The organism is Bacteroides acidifaciens (assembly GCF_903181435.1).
In the GTDB taxonomy this organism is placed as follows: Bacteria; Bacteroidota; Bacteroidia; order Bacteroidales; family Bacteroidaceae; genus Bacteroides.
The window spans coordinates 99,771-122,587 of sequence record NZ_CAEUHO010000005.1 but is presented as its reverse complement, the minus strand read 5'-3'; the positions used below and the strand labels follow the sequence as shown (position 1 = coordinate 122,587).

Sequence of the window (22,817 nt, the reverse complement as noted above, 5' to 3'; positions counted from 1 at the left end):
TATACTTTTTTCTCATACATGCACAGGACCTTCACCAATTATTATCCAAGATTTGAACGATATTTTCGTTCACTCTCAAAAGTTCTTTTTCAGCGCCAAAAAGATTGTGTATCATTTGTTTTTGCTACTTATTCTTCCTAATATTGTCCTATACTAAATGAAAACAATACGGATTAAACGATTCTCCCATGAAAAAACTACTCCTTTTGATAGTCGTACAAATCCTGTGTATGCACACATTCGTTGTGAATGCACAGCGCATTTTCTCCACTTCATACACGATGGACGACGGGCTGGCAGCCAACAGAGTATATAGTATCCTTCAGGATTCATGCGGTTTCATGTGGTTCGGTACGGACGACGGGCTGAGCCGGTTCGACGGAATCAAATTCAAGAATTACTATTTATCAGAATATATCAACGCTACGACGAGCAACAGCGTCAAGAAGATATTTATTGACCGCAGGGGTAAAATGTGGATTGGGCTGGATAGCGGCATTGTCATTTATGATTCCCAGACGGATACGTTCAGGCCTTTCAACGCGAAAACAGAAACGGGGGAGACGATACAGACTTATGTTGTCGACATGATAGAAGACAATGACGGAGAAGTGTGGATTGCGACAAACGGCAAAGGGCTTTACCGGTTTTCTCCTAATGATGAAATCCGTCTCCGGGTCTATCGGAACATTCCCGGAGAATCGAATTGTATCTCACAGGATATTCTGATGACATTGCAACAAGACAGTAAACAGAATATATGGATAGGTACATATTCGGAAGGGTTATGCTGCTTCGACAAATACAGAAATACATTCGTCACTTACAAAAGAAGCAATCTGCCCGACAGCTTATCGGATAACTCTATCCAGAAAATCTTTGAGGACTCACACGGCAACCTGTGGATAGGAACTTTCCAGAACGGTCTCGACTTGTTTAATCCCGCAACACGGACATTTACCAATTATCAGGATAAAAGTCCGAACAACCTATTATATCATATTCACGACATTAAAGAATACCGACCGGGAGAGTTATTTATCTCGTCCGATAACGGCATAGGAATCTTCAAGGCAGACAAAGGAGAAATCATACAATCCGACAATCCGAATCTTAAGATAAGAACCGGAGCGAATAAGTTTATCTATTCTATTTATATAGATAAGGAAGAAAGCCTGTGGTTGGGGTCTTATTTCGACGGCATCAAGTTTTATTCGGCTTTTCAGAATAACTTCAAATATTATAGTTGCTCATTATCGGCTACCGCACAGGCAGGAAAGGTAGTGAATGTAATAAAAGAAGGCAAGGACGACCAATACTGGATAGGAACTGACGATAACGGAATTTTCCGGTTCAACGCCAAGACACAGGAAATCGCGCCCTTCCGGGATGCGGCAAGTATAGGTACTACTTACTATTGCATACATGACCTGCTGGTAGACGGCGACAAATTGTATGCCGCCACTTATGGACGGGGATTGGAAGTATTTGATTTAAAAACCGGAAAAGTGGAAAGCTACCTGTATAATCCGGAAGATTCAACATCCATATCCTCTTCCCGGGTTTTCATATTATATAAAGCCAGCAACGGATGCATCTACGTAGGTACTTCCAACGGTATCTGCTGCTATAATCCCGAACAAAAGAATTTTACCAGAATGGGGTCTTTTGCAGGCAGAATATCTGCTATCATAGAAGACTATCACGGAAAAATATGGATAGGAACAAGCATCAGCGGTCTTTACTCATACAACATCAAGACCGGGAAAACCACCGCCTATCAACGTTCGGACAACCCGAATTCAATCACTAAAAATGTGATTACCACATTAGCTATCGACAACAGAAAACGACTGTGGGTAGGGACTTACGGACAAGGATTATGCAGATATAATGAAGATTCGGACAACTTCACCCGATATGACCATTTGGAACTGCCCAACAAAATCATCACTTCTATCATCCCCAAAGGAGATTTATTATGGATTAGCACTAATAAAGGACTTGCCGTATATAATCCCGACACGGAATATCTGAAAACTTACTCCAAATCAAACGGGCTTTATAATGAGCAGTTTACGCCTCGTTCGGGAGTTGAATCTTCTGACGGGAAATTATTCCTGGGGTCAACGGGCGGCTTCTGCTATTTCTTTCCACAGGATTTGCGTGAAAACACATACAATCCGCCTGTTGTTCTCACCAACATGACCATTTTCGGAAAGGAAGTACAGGCTAATATACCCGACTCGCCTATCCAACGGTCTATCGGATATACGGATGAAATCATTCTGGAATACAACCAGTCCATGATAGGATTCGACTTTGCGGCTCTCAGCTATATCGCCCCTAAGGAAAATAACTATCAATATATGCTGGAAGGTCTGGACAGTGGTTGGCAATTCACTAAAGGAATCAACAATCATCTTTCTTATGCCAACCTTCCTGCCGGCGAATATGTGTTAAGAATCAAGGGAACCAACAGCGACAAAATATGGAGCAGCAACGAAATTCAACTAAAAATCAAAGTGCTGCCGCCATTTCTCCAGTCACAACTGGCTTACTTTATTTATGCAATTATGCTGCTGATTATACTCTTACTCACCGTATGGTATTACATCAAGCGCACGGAAAAACGACAGAAAGCACGCATGAAAAGGTTGAATGATGAAAAGGAGAAGGAACTATATAACGCGAAAATTGATTTCTTCACCAACATCGCCCACGAAATACGAACTCCGTTGAGCCTTATCATCGGTCCGTTGGAATATCTGATGAAGACCACGAGCATCAACAATGTCTACGGAGAATACCTGAGTATCATCGAACAGAACTATAAACGCCTGTACGCACTCGTCACCCAACTACTGGACTTCCGGAAAGTGGATTCGGGAGCTTACAAACTGTCTTATGACTCTTACCGGGTGAAAGACACAATAGCCAAAGTCACCTGCATCTTCGAATTGTCTACAAGACAAAAGAAAATAAGCATTGATATTTCATCAATCTCCGAAAAGATGACTATGGTCACAGATGAAGAGGCATTCACCAAGATTATCAGCAACCTGTTAAGCAATGCCCTGAAATACGCCAAAAGTAGGATTAGCGTCACTGCGGCGGAAAATGATTCGGAAATAATAATTACCGTCACAGACGACGGTATCGGTATCACCGACCAGGAGAAGACCAAAATATTCGATGCTTTTTACCAGGTCAAGAACAACAGCGAACTGAATAAACTGGGAATCGGTATCGGACTGCACATGACACGCTCTCTTATCCAACTGATGAATGGCAAGATTGAAGCTAAAGACAGGGAAGACGGCAAAAGCGGGGTTGCCATTTCCGTGCACTTCCCCAAACAAGCCGCCGTCAGTGTCGCCCCACCCATGAAACGGGTAGAAGACATGATTATCACAGAAAACAACGCGGAAGAAGGCGAGCCGGAAACCGTCTTGCCGGACGAACCGATAAAGAAGCAGTACGCCGTGATGGTAGTAGACGACAATCCGGAAATTCTTGATTTCCTCTCCAAGATATTGTCCGAGGAGTATTTTGTCATCTCCGCATCAAGCGGCGAAGAGGCTTTATTGATTCTTGAAAAGAATAACATAGACCTTATCATCAGCGATGTGATGATGGAAGAGATGGACGGATTCGAGTTGTGCGGCAAAATCAAAACGGACATCAACATCTCCCATGTCCCTGTCATTCTCCTTACCGCAAAGACGGACACGGAAAGCAAGATAAAAGGACTGGAATCCGGTGCCGACGCCTACATAGAGAAACCGTTTTCTCCTTTCCATCTGAAAGCGCAATTGCGCAATCTGCTAAAGAAGAGGGAAAAGCAACAGAAAGCGTATGCTTCCACTCCATTGTCCGACTTGCACTCGGCTGTCCATAATAAGTTGGATGAAGAATTTATGAAGAAATGTACGGATATTATATTGAATAATATTGAAGATCCGGAATTCTCCGTCAGCACACTGGCACAGGAGCTTGGCATGAGCCGCACCTCGGTATTCACTAAAATCAAAGGAATTATCGGGATGACTCCCAATGACTTTATCAAGATCACCCGGTTAAAGAAAGCCTGCCGGATGATGGTGGAAGGTGAATACAGGGTTACTGAAATAGGATTCCTCGTTGGGTTCAGTTCCTCTTCCTATTTTGCCAAATGTTTCCAGAAACAATTCGGTATGCTGCCTACCGAATTTCTCAAAAAAGCCAAGGAAGACCCTTCATCCATCATGGAGTAAGCAAACACGGACAATCTGTTTTTCCCAAAACCAAATCTTAAGATTTACCAATGTTAATCTTAGCTTTTACCTATGTAAATCTTAAGATTTTATTAAATTCTCCTTATATTATAAGGTAGGGAGAATCTTTTTTTCTACTTTTGTCTCCGAATATTGTGGTACAAGCCATTATAAAAGAAAGAATTATGCAGAAAAACCTTGTCATTGTCGAGTCTCCGGCAAAAGCAAAAACGATTGAAAAGTTTCTTGGGAAAGATTTTAAAGTCCTTTCAAGTTACGGACACATACGCGACCTGAAGAAGAAAGACTTCAGCATCGACGTAGAGAAGAATTTTAAGCCCAACTACGAAATCCCGGCAGACAAAAAGGCTTTGGTCAGCACACTGAAAGCAGAAGCGAAAGAGGCGGAAACCGTATGGCTCGCATCCGATGAGGACCGCGAGGGAGAGGCTATCGCCTGGCATCTGTATGAGGTCTTAAAACTAAAACCGGAAAACACAAAACGAATCGTATTCCATGAAATTACGAAAAGCGCTATCTTAAAAGCTATCGAACAACCACGCGATATCGACATCAACCTCGTGAATGCACAGCAGGCACGGCGTATCCTGGACCGCATCGTAGGTTTCGAACTGTCTCCCGTACTCTGGAGAAAAGTGAAACCGGCTCTTTCGGCAGGACGCGTACAGTCGGTTGCCGTCCGCCTGATAGTTGAACGCGAGCGTGAAATCCATGCTTTCAAATCGGAAGCAGCTTATCGTGTGACTGCTGTTTTCCTCGTGCCCGACACTGACGGAAAACTGGTGGAAATGAAAGCCGAACTGGCTCGCCGTATCAAAACTAAAAAAGAAGCAAAGGCTTTCCTCGAAGCTTGCCAAGGAGCTAATTTTGCTATCGAAGATATTACCACCCGTCCGGTAAAGAAAACACCTCCTGCACCGTTCACGACTTCTACGTTGCAACAGGAAGCCGCCCGTAAACTGGGATATACCGTAGCACAGACCATGATGCTTGCACAACGTCTGTACGAATCGGGATTCATCACTTATATGCGTACGGACTCTGTCAACCTGTCGGAATTTGCAACGATAGGTAGCAAGGACGCTATCATCAAGATGATGGGCGAACGTTATGTGCATCCCCGCCACTTTGAAACAAAGACTAAAGGCGCACAGGAAGCGCATGAGGCTATCCGTCCGACATATATGGAAAACCAATCCGTAGAAGGCTCGGCACAGGAAAAGAAACTGTATGAACTGATTTGGAAACGTACTATCGCCTCACAGATGGCAGACGCGGAACTGGAAAAGACAACCGCAACCATCACGATAAGCGGCAGCAGCGATGTATTCACCGCTATCGGTGAAGTGATTAAGTTCGATGGATTCCTGCATGTTTACCGCGAATCTTATGACGACGACAGTGAGCAGGAAGATGAAAGCCGCCTGTTGCCCCCTTTGAAAAAGGGACAGAAACTAGAACACGGTCCTATCATCGCCACCGAACGTTTCACTCAACGCCCGCCACGCTATACGGAAGCCAGCCTTGTACGCAAGTTGGAAGAACTGGGTATCGGACGTCCGTCTACCTATGCGCCTACTATTTCTACTATCCAGCAACGCGAATATGTAGAAAAGGGAAACAAGGACGGAGAAGAACGCAACTTTAATGTGCTGACACTGAAAGACAATCAGATTGAAGACGAAAACCGTTCCGAGATTACCGGTGCGGAAAAGTCCAAGTTATTCCCTACGGATACGGGTACGGTGGTGAACGACTTCCTGACCGAATACTTCCCGGATATTCTGGATTACAACTTTACTGCAAGTGTAGAAAAAGATTTCGACGAAATTGCAGAAGGCGGCGTGCAATGGACTTCCATCATGAAGACTTTCTATGATAAATTCCATCCGTCGGTAGAAAACACATTGGCTATCAAGACAGAGCATAAGGTAGGCGAACGCATCTTGGGAGAAGACCCGGAAAGCGGCAAGCCTGTTTCGGTAAAGATTGGACGCTTCGGTCCTATGGCACAAATCGGTACGGTAGAAGATGAAGAAAAGCCACGGTTTGCCCAATTGAAGAAAGGACAGTCCATAGAAACCATCACTTTGGAAGAAGTTCTCGAATTATTCAAGCTTCCCCGTACACTGGGTGAGTATGAAGGAAAGACGGTCAGTGTAGGTATCGGCCGTTTCGGTCCCTATGTTTTGCATAATAAGGTATATGTATCACTGCCGAAAACAATGGACCCGATGGTAATCACTTTGGAAGAGGCAGAACAACTGATTCTCGAAAAACGCCAGAAGGAAGCCGAACGCCACATCAAGAAGTTCGAAGAAGAACCGGAGCTGGAAATTCTGAATGGTCGTTACGGACCTTATATTACTTATAAAGGTAATAACTATAAGATTCCTAAAGATATCGTTCCACAGGATTTGAGCCTGCAAAGTTGCTTGGAGTTAATCAAAATACAAGACGAAAAAGGGGAAACGTCTTCCTTCAAACGAGGAAAACGAACCACCAAGAAAAAATAAAAACAGGGTGTTGGATATATATGTCCAACACCCTGTTTTTTTATTTAAAAAGTTCCAGAAGTTCTCACATTCTGGAAGGAACTTCAATACCCAGCAAGCCCATACCTAGGCGAACGACTTTAGCAACATTAGCCGACAGAGCGATACGGAACACTTTCACCGCTTCATTCTCTTCGCGCAAGATGCTGAAGTCATGGTAGAACTGGTTGTATTCCTTCACCAAGTCATAGGTATAATTTGCGATAATAGAGGGACTGTAATCCTCACCTGCCTGTTTGACAACAACGGCAAAGTCGGCAACCATTTGAATCAATCCTTCTTCTTTTTCACTCAATTCAATACCGCCAGGAATCTGCTCGGGTACCACGATTCCCGATTCGGCAGCCTTACGAAGTACGGACTGGATACGGGCATAGGTATATTGGATGAACGGTCCTGTGTTGCCGTTGAAGTCGATAGATTCTTTCGGGTTGAACGTCATGTTTTTACGGGCGTCCACTTTCAGAATGAAGTATTTCAAAGCACCCAAACCGACGATACGGGCAATATCATCCGCTTCTTCCTGTGTCAAGCCGTCCAGTTTGCCCAGTTCCTGCGAAGTTTCTTTGGCAGTGGAAATCATCTCTTCCATCAGGTCGTCAGCATCCACCACCGTACCTTCACGGGATTTCATCTTACCTTCCGGCAGTTCCACCATTCCGTAAGAGAAGTGAACCAGACTCTTGCCCCACTCGAAGCCGAGCTTGTCAAGCAGGATAGAAAGCACCTGGAAATGATAGTTCTGCTCATTACCTACTACATAAATCATCTTGTCAATGGGATAATCGGCAAAACGGAGTTTAGCTGTGCCGATGTCCTGCGTCATGTAAACAGATGTACCGTCACCACGGAGAAGCAACTTATGGTCCAGTCCTTCAGCAGTCAGGTCAGCCCACACAGAGCCGTCTTCCTTCTTGAAGAAGAAACCTTTCTCCAGTCCTTCCATCACTTTCTCTTTTCCTTCGAGATAGGTGTTGGATTCATAATATATCTTGTCGAAGCTGACGCCCATCTTCTTGTAGGTTTCATCGAAACCGGCATATACCCAGTTGTTCATCATCTCCCACAATCCTCGTACTTCCGGGTCACCTGCTTCCCACTTCACAAGCATTTCACGGGCTTCCTGCATCAACGGGGAAGCAGCTTCCGCTTTCGCCTTCGCTTCTTCGTCATTCATTCCCTGTGCTGTATATCCAGCCATCAGTTCCTTAACTTCCGCCTTATAATGCTTATCGAAAGATACATAATAATCACCTACCAGGTGGTCGCCTTTCTTGCCAGAAGTTTCGGGAGTTTCACCGTTGCCGTATTTCTTCCATGCCAGCATAGATTTACAGATATGGATACCACGGTCGTTAACGATATTGGTCTTTACCACCTTGTTGCCGTTTGCAGCCACAATGTTAGCCAATGCGTTACCCAAAAGGTTGTTACGCACGTGCCCCAAGTGAAGCGGCTTGTTCGTATTCGGAGAAGAATACTCAATCATTACCAACGGCGAAGTTTCGGTAGCTTTTACCAGACCATATTGTTCGTCAGCCTGAATCTCATTCAACAACTGAATCCACGTAGCCGATGCGATAGTCAGGTTCAGAAACCCTTTTATCACGTTAAAGGCAGCCACTGCCGGTTCGTTAGCCTTCAGATATTCGCCAATTTCCTGCGCTGTCTGTTCCGGGCCTTTTCTCGACATTTTCAGAAAAGGGAACACGACCAGCGTCAGATGTCCTTCAAATTCTTTTTTGGTCTTTTGGATTTGCACCATCTTTTCAGGGACTTCCTGACCGTAGAGTGCCTTCAGTCCGCTAATGACGGACGCTACAAGTTTATCTTCTATCTTCATAATCAAGTTGTTTCTTGCGCGCAAAGATACAAAAAAAGGAGACGCATCACGTCTCCTCTTCCAATTTCTTTCAACTATATATCTTATTCAACAGCTGCAGACAATTCAGCACCAGCTTTAAACTTAGCTACTTTCTTTGCTGGAATAGTAATAGTTGCCTTTGTAGAAGGATTAATACCAGTTCTTTCAGCTCTTTCGCTTACAGAGAAAGTACCAAAACCAACGAGGGATACTTTTTCGCCAGCTTTCATAGCATTAGTAACTGAAGTGATGAAAGCATCAAGTGCTTTTTTGGCATCGGCTTTGCTCATTTGAGATTCAGCAGCCATTGCGCTAATAAGTTCAGACTTATTCATAATACGTAAAATGATTAATTAATATATATGTTACACAAAAGATTATCCTTCAAGGAATTGATTTCACAAATATAGCCGAACAAAACAACATATCAAATAAAAACATAAAAAAAACACAGCAAATTATTGAAAAAGAGCTAATAGGAAGTCTTTTTCATGCTTTAAAACAGAATTTATTCGTACTTTTGCGACTATTATCTAAATATTCAGAATTTAAAATGATGCCAACTGTAACTAAAAACCTGATAATTATCAATGTACTGGTGTTTTTCGGTACACTCGTCGCCCAACGATACGGTATAGACTTAACGAATTATCTGGGATTGCATTTTTTCCTTGCAAGCGATTTCAATCCGGCACAACTTATCACTTATATGTTCATGCACGGCGGATTCAGCCACATTTTCTTCAATATGTTCGCCGTTTTCATGTTCGGTCCGATTCTCGAACAAACTTGGGGACCGAAACGTTTCCTATTTTACTATATCCTTTGCGGTATCGGTGCAGGACTTATTCAGGAAGGGGTGCAGTATATCCAGTATGTGACAGAACTGAGCCATTACGCACAAGTAAACATAGGTACGGAAATCATCCCCATGGAAGAATTTCTGAATATGGTGACTACCAGAGGTGCTTCGGGTTCTGTTTACGCAATATTGCTGGCATTCGGTATGTTGTTTCCCGACAACCGCTTGTTCATCTTCCCGTTGCCCTTCCCTATCAAAGCGAAATTCTTTGTTATCGGATATGCCGCAATCGAATTATGGGCGGGACTAGCCAATAGTGCCGGAGATAAGGTCGCTCACTTCGCCCATCTGGGGGGAATGTTGTTCGGACTGATTCTGATTTTATATTGGAGAAAAAAAAGCAATAACAATGGGACATATTATAGCTGATTTAAAAGAAACGTTCAGAAGAGGAAACATTTTTATCCAACTGATTTATATCAACGTCGGTATTTTTATTATCGGCACGCTGGTTAATGTTTTCCTGCAACTATTCAATTTCAATATCCCTGATATATTCGGTATTTTTGCCCTGCCGGCATCGTTTATCGGCTTTATCCATCAGCCGTGGTCACTGTTCACCTATATGTTCATGCATGCGGGCATCCTGCATATCCTGTTCAATATGCTATGGCTGTACTGGTTCGGAAGCCTGTTTCTCTACTTCTTCTCGGCAAAACATCTGAGAGGTTTGTATGTATTGGGCGGTATCTGCGGCGGTTTATTGTATATGGTCGCCTACAATGTATTTCCTTTATTCAGCTCACAGGTGGCAGGCTCCACATTAGTAGGTGCATCGGCATCTGTACTGGCTATCGTAGCTGCCACGGCATACCGTGAACCAAACTACCGAGTACAACTCTTCCTGTTCGGCGCTATCCGACTCAAATACTTGGCGTTAGTCGTTATCGGCATTGATGTGCTATCCATCACGTCAAGCAACGCAGGCGGACATATCGCCCATTTAGGCGGTGCGCTTGCCGGACTTTGGTTTGCCGCCAGCCTGAGCAAAGGCGCTGACTTAACTTCCTGGATTAACCGGATTCTGGATGGTTTCATTTCACTGTTCCAAAAGAAAACATGGAAACGTAAACCCAAAATGAAAGTGCACTACGGCAACAGTGCTACCGGTCGTGAGAAGGATTACGATTACAATGCCCGCAAGAAAGCACAGTCCGACGAAGTAGACCGCATTCTGGAAAAACTGAAAAAGTCCGGTTACGACAGTCTGACTACAGAAGAAAAGAAAAGCTTGTTCGACGCAAGCAAAAGATAAAAGAATGGAACATATTGGCAAAATTGTCGCATTTCTGATACTGGCTATCAACGCTTTCTTTGTGGGAACGTTGATATTAAGTGCGTATAGCCCTTATCTCAGTCCCAGAGCAAACCCGTTTGCTTCCAGTCTCGGACTTGCGTTCCCGATATTTCTGGCAGTCAACTTCCTGTTCCTTATTTTTTGGGCATTTATCAATTACCGCTACGCATTATTGCCAATCATCGGTTTTCTGATTTGTATTCCGCAAATTCGGACGTATATCCCTTTCAATTCCACCACGAAAACAATCCCTGAAGGAAGCATTAAACTTCTATCCTACAACGTAATGAGTTTTAATCATCTGGAAAAGAAAGACGGAAAAAACCCTATCCTGGCGTATCTGGCAAATAGCAAAGCCGACATTATCTGCCTGCAGGAATATAATACAGCCACCAACAAGAAATTTCTAACGGAGCAGGACGTGAAAAAAGCGCTGAAAGCCTATCCTTACCAGTCTATCCGCCAGCAAGGAAGAGGAGAGGTACAGCTAGCCTGTTTCTCCAAATTCCCCATACTATCCGCACGTCCCATCAGGTACGAAAGCAGTTATAACGGTTCCATGAGATACGTACTGAATGTAAACAACGATACGATTACATTGATAAACAACCACTTGGAATCCAACAAGCTCACCAAAGAAGACAGAGGAATCTACGAAGACATGATAAAAGACCCGAATGCGCGAAAGGTGAAAACCGGACTTCGGCAACTAGTCAGGAAGCTCGCGGAAGCATCGGCTATCCGTGCGTCACAAGCGGACTCCGTAGCCAAATATGTAGCGGAAAGCAAATATCCGACCATTATTGCGTGCGGTGACTTCAACGACGGTTCCATCTCGTACACACACCGTATCCTGACCCAAAAGCTGGACGACGCATTTACCCACTCCGGCAAGGGGCTGGGGATTTCCTATAATCAGAACAAGTTCTATTTCCGAATCGACAATATCCTGATAAGCCCCAACCTGAAAGCTTATAATTGCACCGTAGACCGGTCAATCAAAGCTTCCGACCACTATCCTATCTGGTGCTATATCAGCAAGCGATAAGAACTGTAAACTCTAATATAAAACACATATGATGATTAAAAAAACACTAACCATTTTAGCAGTAAGTTGTATGATGTACTCCTGTGCTACGAAAACAGAAAGCAATCCTTTCTTTACAGAGTTTCAAACCCAGTATGGTGTCCCGTCTTTCGACAAGATTAAGCTGGAACACTACGAACCTGCCTTCTTGAAAGGTATCGAAGAGCAGAACCAAAATATAGAAGCTATCATCGAAAGCCCGGAAGTCCCGACTTTCGAGAATACAATTGCAGCCCTGGATAACAGCGCGCCTATCCTCGACCGCGTAAGCGCTATCTTCTTCAATATGACAGATGCGGAGACCACCGACGCCCTCACCGAACTTTCCATGAAAATGGCTCCGGTTCTTTCGGAACATGAGGATAATATCTCCCTGAACGAGAAACTTTTCAAGCGTGTGAACGACGTGTACTTGCAGAAAGACTCATTGAACCTGACAACAGAACAGGCGCGTTTGTTGGATAAAACCTACAAGAGATTTGTCCGTTCGGGAGCCAACCTCAGCGCAGAGAAACAAGCACGCCTCCGTGAAATCAACAAGGAACTTTCCACACTCGGCATCACTTTCAGCAACAATATATTGAACGAGAATAACGCTTTCCAACTTTTCGTTGATAAAGAAGAAGATTTGACCGGACTGCCCGAATGGTTCCGCCAAAGCGCAGCCGAAGAAGCAAAAGCAGCCGGACAGCCGGGCAAATGGCTGTTTACCCTGCACAATGCCAGTCGTCTGCCTTTCCTGCAATATTCCGAAAACCGTCCGCTCCGCGAACAAATGTACAAAGCCTACATCAACCGGGGAAACAACAATAATGAAAACGACAATAAAGAGAATATCCGCAAAATCGTTTCTCTCCGTCTGGAAAAGGCGAATTTATTAGGTTTCGACTGCTACGCCAACTTCGTCCTGGACGAAACAATGGCGAAGAACGCCACCAACGTAATGGAACTACTGAACAACCTCTGGAGCTATGCACTGCCGAAAGCGAAAACGGAAGTTGCGGAACTTCAAACACTGATGGACAAAGAAGGCAAAGGCGAAAAGCTGGAAGCATGGGACTGGTGGTATTATACCGAGAAACTGCGGAAAGAGAAATACAACCTGTCTGAAGAAGATACAAAACCCTACTTCAAACTGGAGAACGTACGCGAAGGCGCATTTGCCGTAGCCAACAAACTATACGGCATCACCCTGAGCAAGCTCGAAAACATCCCGACCTATCATCCTGACGTAGAAGTCTTTGAAGTAAAAGACGCAGACGGTTCACAACTCGGAATCTTCTATGTAGACTACTTCCCACGTGCCGGCAAAAGCGGTGGCGCATGGATGAGCAACTACCGCGAACAACAAGGAACAACCCGTCCGCTAGTATGCAACGTCTGCAGCTTCACCAAGCCGGTAGGCGACACTCCTTCCCTGCTGACAATGGACGAAGTAGAGACATTGTTCCACGAATTCGGCCATGGTCTGCACGGACTGCTGACCAAATGCGAATATAAGGGAACGTCCGGCACAAACGTAGTGCGCGATTTTGTAGAGCTTCCTTCCCAAATCAACGAGCACTGGGCTACCGAACCGGAAGTGCTGAAAATGTATGCCAAACATTATCAGACAGGAGAAGTAATCCCCGATGAAATCATCAAAAAAATACTGGAACAAAAGACCTTCAACCAAGGTTTCATGACTACTGAACTACTGGCTGCCGCCATCCTCGACATGAACCTGCACACCGTGACAGATGTAAAGAATATGGACATTCTTTCTTTCGAAAAAGAAGCCATGGACAAGCTCGGTCTTATCCCCGAAATAGCCCCCCGCTACCGTGTCACTTACTTCAACCACATCATCGGCGGATACGCTGCCGGATACTATAGCTACCTGTGGGCGAATGTATTGGACAATGACGCTTTCGAAGCCTTTAAAGAACACGGAATCTTTGATAAGAACACTGCCGACCTATTCCGCTACAACGTATTGGAGAAAGGGGACAGCGAAGACCCGATGGTGCTTTACAAGAATTTCCGCGGAGCAGAGCCGAGCCTGGAACCGCTACTGAAAAACAGAGGAATGAAATAATTCTGCAAAAAAGCCCTTAAACATCAAATATTTGAGGGCTTCTTACATATAAATGTGAAAAAAAAACTATATTTGCAGCCTTGTATGCGGCAAAAAGCACTTGTGTACGACAGAATTTAACCGAAAATTAAATTAAAAAAGTAATCATCATAAATTAAAAGTAAAATGCAAAACAAAGGATTTGTAAAGGTTTTTGCGGTATTACTCACGCTGGTATGCGTGTTCTACCTCTCCTTCTCCTTCGTAACACGCCATTATACCAACAAGGCGAAAGAGATTGCGAACGGCGACCCGAAAGTGGAACAGGACTACCTCGACTCTCTCTCCAACGAGAAAGTATGGCTGGGTAACTGGACGCTGAAAGATTGTCGTGAAATGGAGATTAGTTTAGGTTTGGACCTGAAAGGTGGTATGAACGTTATCCTTGAAGTTTCCGTACCTGATGTTATCAAAGCATTGGCAGACAACAAGCCGGATGAAGCTTTCAACAAGGCACTGGCAGAAGCTGCAAAGCAAGCTGTCAACAGCCAGGATGACATCATCACCCTGTTTGTCAGAGAATACCACAAAATTGCTCCGGACGCAAAACTTTCCGAACTCTTCGCAACACAACAGTTGAAAGACAAAGTAAACCAGAAATCAACAGATGCTGAAGTTGAAAAAGTGCTGAGAGCAGAAGTAAAAGCCGCAGTTGAAAACTCATACAACGTACTGCGTACCCGTATCGACCGTTTCGGTGTTGTTCAGCCGAACATCCAGAGCCTGGAAGACAAAATGGGACGTATCATGGTGGAACTTCCGGGTATTAAAGAGCCGGAACGTGTGAGAAAACTTCTCCAAGGTTCTGCCAACCTCGAATTCTGGGAAACCTATACAGCTAAAGAAATTCTTCCTGCCATGCAATCTGCAGACGCAAAATTGCGTACGATATTGGCTGAAGAGACAACTGCTGACGGAGATACAATCGAAGCCGCAGTCCTCACCGAAGCTACTCCGGTTGAAGAAAAAGCTGTAAGCGCTGCCGACAGCCTTGCAGCCGCCTTGAAAGGTGAGGCAGCCGCTGAAGACAAAGCAGCCGTCAACATGGAAGAAATCAAAAAGCAATATCCTCTGTTGTCAATGCTTCAGTTGAATTCCAGCGGACAGGGTCCTGTTATCGGTTATGCCAACTACAAAGACACTGCCGACATCAACAAGTACCTGGCTATGCCGGAAATCAAAGCAGAACTTCCGAAAGACCTTCGCTTGAAGTGGGGTGTTTCTCCTTCTGAATTTGACAAGAAAGGACAGACTTTCGAATTGTACGCTATCAAATCTACCGAACGTAACGGCAAAGCTCCGTTGGAAGGTGACGTAGTGACAGATGCTAAAGACGAATTCGACCAATACAGCAAACCGGCTGTAAGCATGGCAATGAACTCTGACGGTGCACGCCGTTGGGCTCAGTTGACCAAACAGAACATCGGCCGTTCCATCGCTATCGTTCTTGACAACTATGTATATTCTGCACCGAACGTAAATTCTGAAATCACAGGCGGACGTTCACAGATTACAGGTCACTTCACACCTGAACAGGCAAAGGACTTGGCAAACGTATTGAAATCAGGTAAGATGCCGGCTCCGGCACACATCGTACAGGAAGATATCGTTGGTCCGTCACTGGGTCAGGAATCAATCAACGCAGGTGTCTTCTCATTCGTTGTGGCTCTGATACTGTTGATGGTTTACATGTGCTCCATGTACGGTTTCATCCCAGGTATGGTTGCCAACTGCGCATTAGTCCTCAACTTCTTCTTCACACTGGGTATCCTTTCATCCTTCCAAGCCGCACTGACAATGTCAGGTATTGCCGGTATGGTATTGTCACTGGGTATGGCAGTGGATGCGAACGTACTTATCTATGAACGTACAAAAGAAGAGCTTCGTGCAGGCAAGGGAGTGAAGAAAGCACTTGCTGACGGTTATTCCAACGCATTCTCGGCTATCTTCGACTCTAACTTGACATCTATCATCACAGGTATCATCCTGTTCAACTTCGGTACTGGTCCGATTCGTGGTTTTGCTACAACATTGATTATTGGTATCCTCGTATCCTTCTTTACTGCCGTATTCATGACTCGTCTGGTTTACGAACACTTCATGAACAAAGACAAGTGGTTGAACCTGACATTTACGACCAAGATTTCAAAGAACCTGATGGCCAATACGCATTTCGACTTCATGGGAACCAACAAGAAATCCATGATTATCGTCAGCGCAATTATCATCGTTTGCATCGGTTCGTTTGCTATCCGCGGCTTGAGCCAGAGCATCGACTTCACCGGTGGACGTAACTTCAAGGTACAGTTCGAAAACCCGGTTGAACCGGAACAAGTACGCGAACTGATTTCCAGCAAGTTCGGTGATGCTAACGTCAGTGTAATCGCTATCGGTACAGACAAGAAAACAGTACGTATCAGCACAAACTACCGCATCGAAGATGCAGGTAACAATGTGGACTCGGAAATCGAAGCATATCTGTACGAGACATTGAAACCGGTACTGACTCAGAACATTACATTAGAAACTTTCATTGACCGCGACAACCACACAGGTGGTAGTATCGTAAGTTCACAGAAAGTAGGTCCGAGTATCGCAGACGATATAAAGACAGGCGCTATCTACTCTGTAGTATTGGCATTGATTGCAATCGGCCTATACATCTTAATCCGCTTCCGCAACATTGCTTACAGTGTGGGTTCTATCGTAGCCTTGACAAGTGACACCATTATGATTATCGGTGCCTACTCACTGTTCTGGGGTATCCTGCCGTTCTCTCTGGAAATCGACCAGACATTCATCGGTGCTATCCTGACGGCTATCGGTTACTCTATTAATGACAAGGTGGTCATCTTCGACCGTGTGCGCGAGTTCTTCGGCTTGTACCCGAAACGTGACAAGCGCGTGTTGTTCAACGACTCTCTGAACACTACACTGGCCCGTACCATTAATACATCATTGAGTACATTAATCGTATTGCTGTGTATCTTCATCCTTGGTGGTGATTCAATCCGCAGCTTCGCATTCGCAATGATTCTCGGTGTGGTTATCGGTACATTGTCTTCACTGTTCATTGCATCTCCGATTGCATACAACATGATGAAGAACAAGAAAGTCGTAGTACCGGCTACGGAAGAATAACAAACTCCCCAAATAGAAAAGCCTCTTCCGGATATTCGGAAGAGGCTTTTTCTATTGATTATTAAAACAAATAGAAGCTATAAGACGTTAATCTTAAAAGAAGCCATTGTAAAACTTAAAACTTGATACAGTATGAAAGCCTACAACACAACTTCCCATAGATTCTTCTTTGTAGTAGCCCCGAGGGGAATCGAACCCCTATCTAAAGTTTAGGAAACTTCTATTCTATCCGTTGAACTACAAGGCCGTTTCAAATTTGTTTGCAAAGATAACGGTTTCTGTCGATTTAACAAGAATAAAAATGCAGGTTCCTTTCAGATATTTCAAATATTTAGCGTCAATAGGGCAATAAAGTACGTTTTATTTTGATAATTCGATTAACTTTCCGACCTTTGCGCTCACAAATTGAAAGTAAAAACAGTTTTTAAATTAAATATAGTAATTAAAGTTATGGCAGACGAAATGATGGTTAAAGAATTGGAGGAAGTCGTAGTACGTTTCTCCGGCGACTCCGGCGATGGCATGCAGCTGGCCGGCAACATCTTCTCGAACGTGTCGGCTACGGTAGGAAATGACATCTGTACATTCCCCGACTACCCGGCAGACATCCGCGCCCCGCAAGGTTCGCTGACCGGTGTTTCCGGTTTTCAGGTGCACATCGGCGCCGGACAGGTTTACACTCCCGGAGACCGTTGCCACGTATTGGTAGCAATGAACCCTTCCGCACTGAAAACACAAATCAAATTCTGTAAACCGCAAGGACTTATCATCACCGACTCCGACTCATTCGAAGCCAGAGATTTGGAAAAGGCACAATTTAAGACTGACAATCCTTTCGAAGAACTAGGCATCAAGCAGGAAGTACTCGAAGTGCCCATCTCTTCCATGTGCAAAGAAAGCCTGAAAGACTCGGGACTGGACAATAAATCGGTACTCCGCTGCAAGAATATGTTCGCGTTGGGACTGGTTTGCTGGTTGTTCAACCGTAACCTGGCAGCAGCAGAGAAAATGCTGCGCGAAAAATTCGCCAAGAAACCCGAAATAGCAGAAGCTAATATCAAGGTATTGAACGACGGTTTCAACTACGGAGCCAATACGCACGCTTCTGTCTCTACTTATAAGATTGAAAGCAAAGCTCCGAAATCAAAAGGACTTTATACAGATATTAATGGTAACAAGGCAACTGCCTACGGATTGATTGCCGCTGCCGAGAAAGCAGGACTGGAACTCTATCTGGGTTCCTACCCTATCACTCCAGCTACCGATATTCTGCACGAATTAGCCAAACATAAATCATTGGGAGTAAAAACCGTACAGTGCGAAGATGAAATCGCGGGTTGTGCATCCGCTGTCGGTGCCGCTTTTGCCGGTGCTTTGGCAGTGACTACAACTTCCGGTCCGGGTATTTGCCTGAAGAGTGAGGCAATGAACCTTGCTGTTATCGGCGAGCTTCCATTAGTGATTGTCAATGTACAGCGTGGCGGTCCGTCTACCGGTCTTCCCACTAAATCGGAACAGACCGACTTATTGCAAGCCCTTTACGGACGCAACGGCGAAAGCCCGATGCCTGTAATCGCCGCAACATCACCGACCAACTGTTTCGATGCCGCCTATATGGCATGTAAGATTGCCCTGGAACACATGACTCCGGTTGTATTGCTGACTGATGCTTTCGTAGCTAACGGTTCTGCCGCATGGAAACTTCCTAACTTGGACGAATATCCAGCCATCAATCCTCCGTATGTAACTCCGGACATGGCAGGCTACTGGACTCCTTACCAACGTAATGAAGAAACAGGCGTACGCTATTGGGCTACTCCGGGAACAGAAGGTTTCATGCATCGTATCGGTGGTCTTGAAAAGAGCAACGAAACAGGCGCTATCTCTACCGAACCCGAAAACCACAACAAGATGGTTCACCTTCGCCAAGCTAAAGTGGACAAGATTGCAGACTATATCCCCGAACTCGAAGTGTTGGGTGACGAGGACGCAGACTTGCTGATTGTTGGCTGGGGCGGTACTTACGGACATCTCCGTCTGGCTATGGACTATATGCGCGAACATGGAAAGAAAGTGGCTTTCGCTCACTTCCAATACATCAATCCGCTGCCGAAGAACACTGCCGATGTGTTGCGTAAATATAAGAAAATCGTGGTAGCTGAACAGAATTTGGGACAATTTGCAGGTTACTTGCGCATGAAAGTGCCCGGATTGAACATCAGCCAGTTCAACCAGGTGAAAGGACAGCCTTTCGTCACGAGAGAATTGATAGATGCATTCACTAAATTATTGGAGGAATAAAAGATGAGCGATAAAGTATATACCGTACAAGATTATAAATCAGGTCAGCCACGCTGGTGTCCGGGATGCGGTGACCACGCTTTCCTGAATTCACTGCACAAAGCCATGGCCGAACTGGGAACAGCTCCGCACGATATTGCCGTAATTTCGGGTATCGGTTGTTCTTCCCGTCTGCCTTATTATGTAAATACATACGGTTTCCACACCATCCACGGACGTGCAGCCGCTATTGCAACAGGAGCTAAAGTAGCCAATCCGAATTTGACTATCTGGCAGATTTCCGGTGATGGTGACGGCCTGGCAATCGGTGGTAACCACTTCATCCATGCATTACGCCGTAATGTCGACCTGAATATGATTCTGTTGAACAACCGTATCTACGGTCTGACAAAAGGACAATATTCACCGACTTCGGAACGCGGACTTGTAACCAAATCTTCTCCTTACGGAACTGTGGAAGACCCCTTCCGTCCCGCTGAACTGGCATTCGGTGCCCGCGGACGCTTCTTTGCACGCTGTATTGCAGTAGATGGTGCCGCTTCGGTAGAAGTATTGAAAGCAGCAGCCAACCATAAAGGTGCTTCTGTTGTAGAAGTTCTGCAAAACTGCGTTATCTTCAACGACGGAACTCACGCCAGCGTTGCCACCAAAGAAGGACGTGCCAAGAATGCTATCTATCTGGAACATGGCAAACCGATGTTGTTCGGCGAAAACAAGGAATTCGGATTGATGCAGGAAGGCTTCGGGCTGAAAGTAGTGAAACTGGGTGAGAACGGTATCACAGAAAAAGATATCCTTACCCACGACGCACACTGTCAGGACAATACGCTACAACTAAAACTGGCTTTGATGGAAGGTCCCGACTTCCCGATTGCACTCGGTGTAATCCGTGATGTAGACGCTCCGACCTACAACGATGCAGTCACAGAACAAATCGAAGAAATCAAAGGCAAGAAGAAATATCACAATTTCCAGGAACTGTTGATGACTAATGAGACTTGGGAAGTGAAGTAATTCACTACTTATCAAGAACACAAAAAGATGGAGAAAGAGACTCAGTTCCCTTTCTCCATCTTTTTTATACTTTGAAACTCATTACTATATCTTTGGATAAGTATTAGGATAGTGGAATCTGCTATCAATACATTTTTGTTTGAGGCTATCCCCTGTTTTCATCTTATGTTAAAAATGAGATTTTTTCTCGTTTTAATCATGGTATGACATGCTTATTTTGTACATTTGAGCGTTATAATAGAAGAAAGGTAGATTTATGGCGGCTTTATTACAATTTACGGTAGGCAATTATCGCTCTTTCCATCAGGCAAGAACCTTTTCTATGGTTCCTAATAGCATACAGGATAACCCTAAAGGCTGTGTGGTAGCGGAAGGACATTATAAATATCTCACAACGGCAGCGGTCTACGGAGCAAATTCCAGCGGAAAAAGTAACTTGATAGCAGCTTTGACAACTATGAAGGATATGGTACTAAGCTCTGTCAAGTTGAATGACCATGACCCGTTGCCTTATGACCCATTTCTTTTGTCAGAAGAGTCAAGTAGACAACCCACTCATTTGGAAGTAGTGTATTTGGATGCAGATGAAACTCGCATAAGATATGGTTTTGATTATACTATGCGTCGGATAGAACAAGAATGGTTGTTTGTTAGCAAAAAAAACAAACAAGAACAGCCTTATTTTGTCCGTGACGAGGAAGGCATTGGCGTGGATGAAAGCTTATTTCCGGAAGGTATAGGACTTGAAGAAAGGACTAATGACAATCGTTTATTCTTATCTTTAGTTGCTCAGCTGGGTGGTACAGTCAGTAAGAACGTGTTGGACTATTTCAAGTCGGGATACAATGTGATTTCAGGATTGAACAATCAAGGCTATGAAGGGCTGACAGAACGACAATTCCTAAATGAGGAGGAAGAATCTACTAACGCACTGCAATTTTTTAAAGACCTTCAGTTGGGCTTTGAAAATATTGAAACGGTGGAACGTGATACTGACAAAGGGAAGAAAGCGATAGACATTTTTACTATGCACAATGTATATAGTGAGCATGGAGAGATTGTTGGCAAACAGCGTTTTCGCTTTGACTATTGCGAATCGCAGGGTACCCAAAAACTATTTGAGTTAGCTGGTCCTCTGTTTGAAGCATTGCATCAGGGTAGGTTGCTGGTGATGGATGAACTGGACGCCAAGATACACCCGCTGATTTCCCAACACATCATTCGCTTATTCAGTAATGAGAAGACAAATCCGCATCATGCACAACTCTTGTTCACTACGCACGACACCAATCTGCTTTCTTCTCACCTACTTCGTCGAGACCAGATTTGGTTTACGGAGAAAGATAAGGCGGAATCGACAGATCTTTATAGCCTAATGAACATTGTTTTGCCTGATGGTACGAAACCGAGAGGAGACGGTAATCTTGAACGTAACTATATAAAAGGACGTTACGGAGCCATTCCTTATTTAAAAACGATTGAATAATTATTGCGGTTATGGGAAAAAAGAAGAAACTTTCGTCAATGAATCTTGAGCGATATAGTTATAAAGAAGCAGCTCATGAGGATGTGAAGGTTCGTTGCCGCATATTGATTGTGTGTGAGGGTGAAAAAACAGAGCCTAATTACTTCAAATCATTCGATCAGATGCAATATGGAAGTGTTGTCTATAATATTGAATGTGAGGGAGGAAAGATAAATACCGTACAAGTAGTAGATAAGGCGATAGAACTTCGCAATAAGGCCATTTCTTCTGGTTCCCCATACGATACCGTTTGGGCTGTTTTTGATAAGGATGATTTTCCTGTTTCAGCGTTTAATGCAGCGATAATTAAAGCTGAGCAACATGGCATTGGTTGTGCATGGAGTAATGAAGCGTTTGAATTATGGTATGTATTCCATTTTGTAAATCGTGTCACAGCAATGAGCCGTGAAGAGTATAAGAAAGCGATCAGTAAGCATGTAAATGAATCTTCGACTTATACACATAAAGCGAAATATACCTATAGAAAGAACGATTTAAAGTCACATATGATAATGACTGTATACGGTGACGAAACACGTGCAATCCGTTATGCGCAAAATCAGGATGATAGTTTTGATGATACTCGTTATGCAACCCATAATCCTTGTACTACAGTATATAAACTGGTACGTTTGCTGCGTGGAGAGGATAGGGATTTTAATAGGAAGATTATGGATGATTTAAATGAATAGTTTATTAAAATACTAAGACTTAGATTGGATTATTATACCAACTATGCATCTATGATGCATTATAGAATAGTAAAATATGAATAAAC

Annotated in this window: 13 protein-coding genes and 1 tRNA gene; 11 read left to right on the top strand and 3 right to left on the bottom strand. The window is 44.2% G+C overall.

Going from position 1 to position 22,817, the window contains the following annotated elements:
- Positions 1-188: 188 nt before the first annotated feature.
- Positions 189-4,256, top strand: coding sequence for a hybrid sensor histidine kinase/response regulator transcription factor (locus CLIN57ABFB40_RS17630; protein WP_175631313.1), 4,068 nt, complete (start codon positions 189-191; stop codon positions 4,254-4,256).
- A 185-nt stretch (positions 4,257-4,441) separates the two neighbouring features.
- On the top strand, positions 4,442-6,793 hold the full coding sequence (topA, locus tag CLIN57ABFB40_RS17625) for a type I DNA topoisomerase (protein WP_175631312.1): 2,352 nt from the start codon (positions 4,442-4,444) through the stop codon (positions 6,791-6,793).
- Positions 6,794-6,857: 64 nt separating this feature from the next.
- On the opposite strand, the gene argS is transcribed toward topA, so the two are convergent.
- Positions 6,858-8,675, bottom strand: a complete 1,818-nt coding sequence (gene argS, locus CLIN57ABFB40_RS17620) for an arginine--tRNA ligase (RefSeq protein WP_175631311.1) — start codon at positions 8,673-8,675, stop codon at positions 6,858-6,860.
- Positions 8,676-8,758: 83 nt separating this feature from the next.
- Positions 8,759-9,031 (bottom strand): HU family DNA-binding protein, encoded by a 273-nt coding sequence (locus tag CLIN57ABFB40_RS17615; RefSeq protein WP_022136564.1) that lies wholly within the window; start codon positions 9,029-9,031, stop codon positions 8,759-8,761.
- Between the two features lie 221 nt (positions 9,032-9,252).
- Here CLIN57ABFB40_RS17615 and CLIN57ABFB40_RS17610 point away from each other — a divergent pair, with 221 nt between their 5' ends.
- The 5 genes from CLIN57ABFB40_RS17610 (at position 9,253) to secDF (ending at position 17,199) form a co-directional block, all read left to right on the top strand.
- Positions 9,253-9,927: a rhomboid family intramembrane serine protease gene (locus CLIN57ABFB40_RS17610; protein ID WP_175631562.1), complete on the top strand. Its 675-nt coding sequence runs from the start codon at positions 9,253-9,255 to the stop codon at positions 9,925-9,927.
- Complete coding sequence (locus tag CLIN57ABFB40_RS17605; RefSeq protein WP_175631310.1) at positions 9,908-10,813, top strand: rhomboid family protein; 906 nt, start codon at positions 9,908-9,910, stop codon at positions 10,811-10,813. Before CLIN57ABFB40_RS17610 ends, CLIN57ABFB40_RS17605 begins: the two co-directional genes overlap by 20 nt.
- A gap of 4 nt (positions 10,814-10,817) precedes the next feature.
- Positions 10,818-11,903, top strand: coding sequence for an endonuclease/exonuclease/phosphatase family protein (locus CLIN57ABFB40_RS17600; protein WP_175631309.1), 1,086 nt, complete (start codon positions 10,818-10,820; stop codon positions 11,901-11,903).
- Between the two features lie 31 nt (positions 11,904-11,934).
- Complete coding sequence (locus CLIN57ABFB40_RS17595; RefSeq protein ID WP_175631561.1) at positions 11,935-14,019, top strand: M3 family metallopeptidase; 2,085 nt, start codon at positions 11,935-11,937, stop codon at positions 14,017-14,019.
- A gap of 165 nt (positions 14,020-14,184) precedes the next feature.
- Positions 14,185-17,199 carry a protein translocase subunit SecDF gene (gene secDF / locus CLIN57ABFB40_RS17590; protein WP_175631308.1) on the top strand — a complete coding sequence of 1,005 codons (3,015 nt, stop codon included), beginning with the start codon at positions 14,185-14,187 and terminating at the stop codon, positions 17,197-17,199.
- A gap of 175 nt (positions 17,200-17,374) precedes the next feature.
- Here the strand turns inward: secDF and CLIN57ABFB40_RS17585 are convergent.
- Positions 17,375-17,446, bottom strand: a tRNA-Arg gene (locus CLIN57ABFB40_RS17585).
- Positions 17,447-17,649: 203 nt separating this feature from the next.
- Here CLIN57ABFB40_RS17585 and CLIN57ABFB40_RS17580 point away from each other — a divergent pair.
- From CLIN57ABFB40_RS17580 to CLIN57ABFB40_RS17565, 4 genes are all read left to right on the top strand, one after another.
- The gene (locus CLIN57ABFB40_RS17580; RefSeq protein WP_175631307.1) at positions 17,650-19,500 is read left to right on the top strand and encodes a 2-oxoacid:acceptor oxidoreductase subunit alpha; all 1,851 of its coding nucleotides are present in this window, start codon (positions 17,650-17,652) and stop codon (positions 19,498-19,500) included.
- Positions 19,501-19,503: 3 nt separating this feature from the next.
- Entirely contained in the window at positions 19,504-20,514 is a 1,011-nt protein-coding gene (locus CLIN57ABFB40_RS17575) for a 2-oxoacid:ferredoxin oxidoreductase subunit beta (protein WP_175631306.1), read from the top strand.
- 256 nt (positions 20,515-20,770) lie between these two features.
- Complete coding sequence (locus tag CLIN57ABFB40_RS17570) at positions 20,771-22,000, top strand: AAA family ATPase (protein ID WP_175631305.1); 1,230 nt, start codon at positions 20,771-20,773, stop codon at positions 21,998-22,000.
- An 11-nt stretch (positions 22,001-22,011) separates the two neighbouring features.
- Positions 22,012-22,731: an RloB family protein gene (locus CLIN57ABFB40_RS17565; RefSeq protein WP_175631304.1), complete on the top strand. Its 720-nt coding sequence runs from the start codon at positions 22,012-22,014 to the stop codon at positions 22,729-22,731.
- The last annotated feature ends 86 nt before the right edge of the window (positions 22,732-22,817 follow it).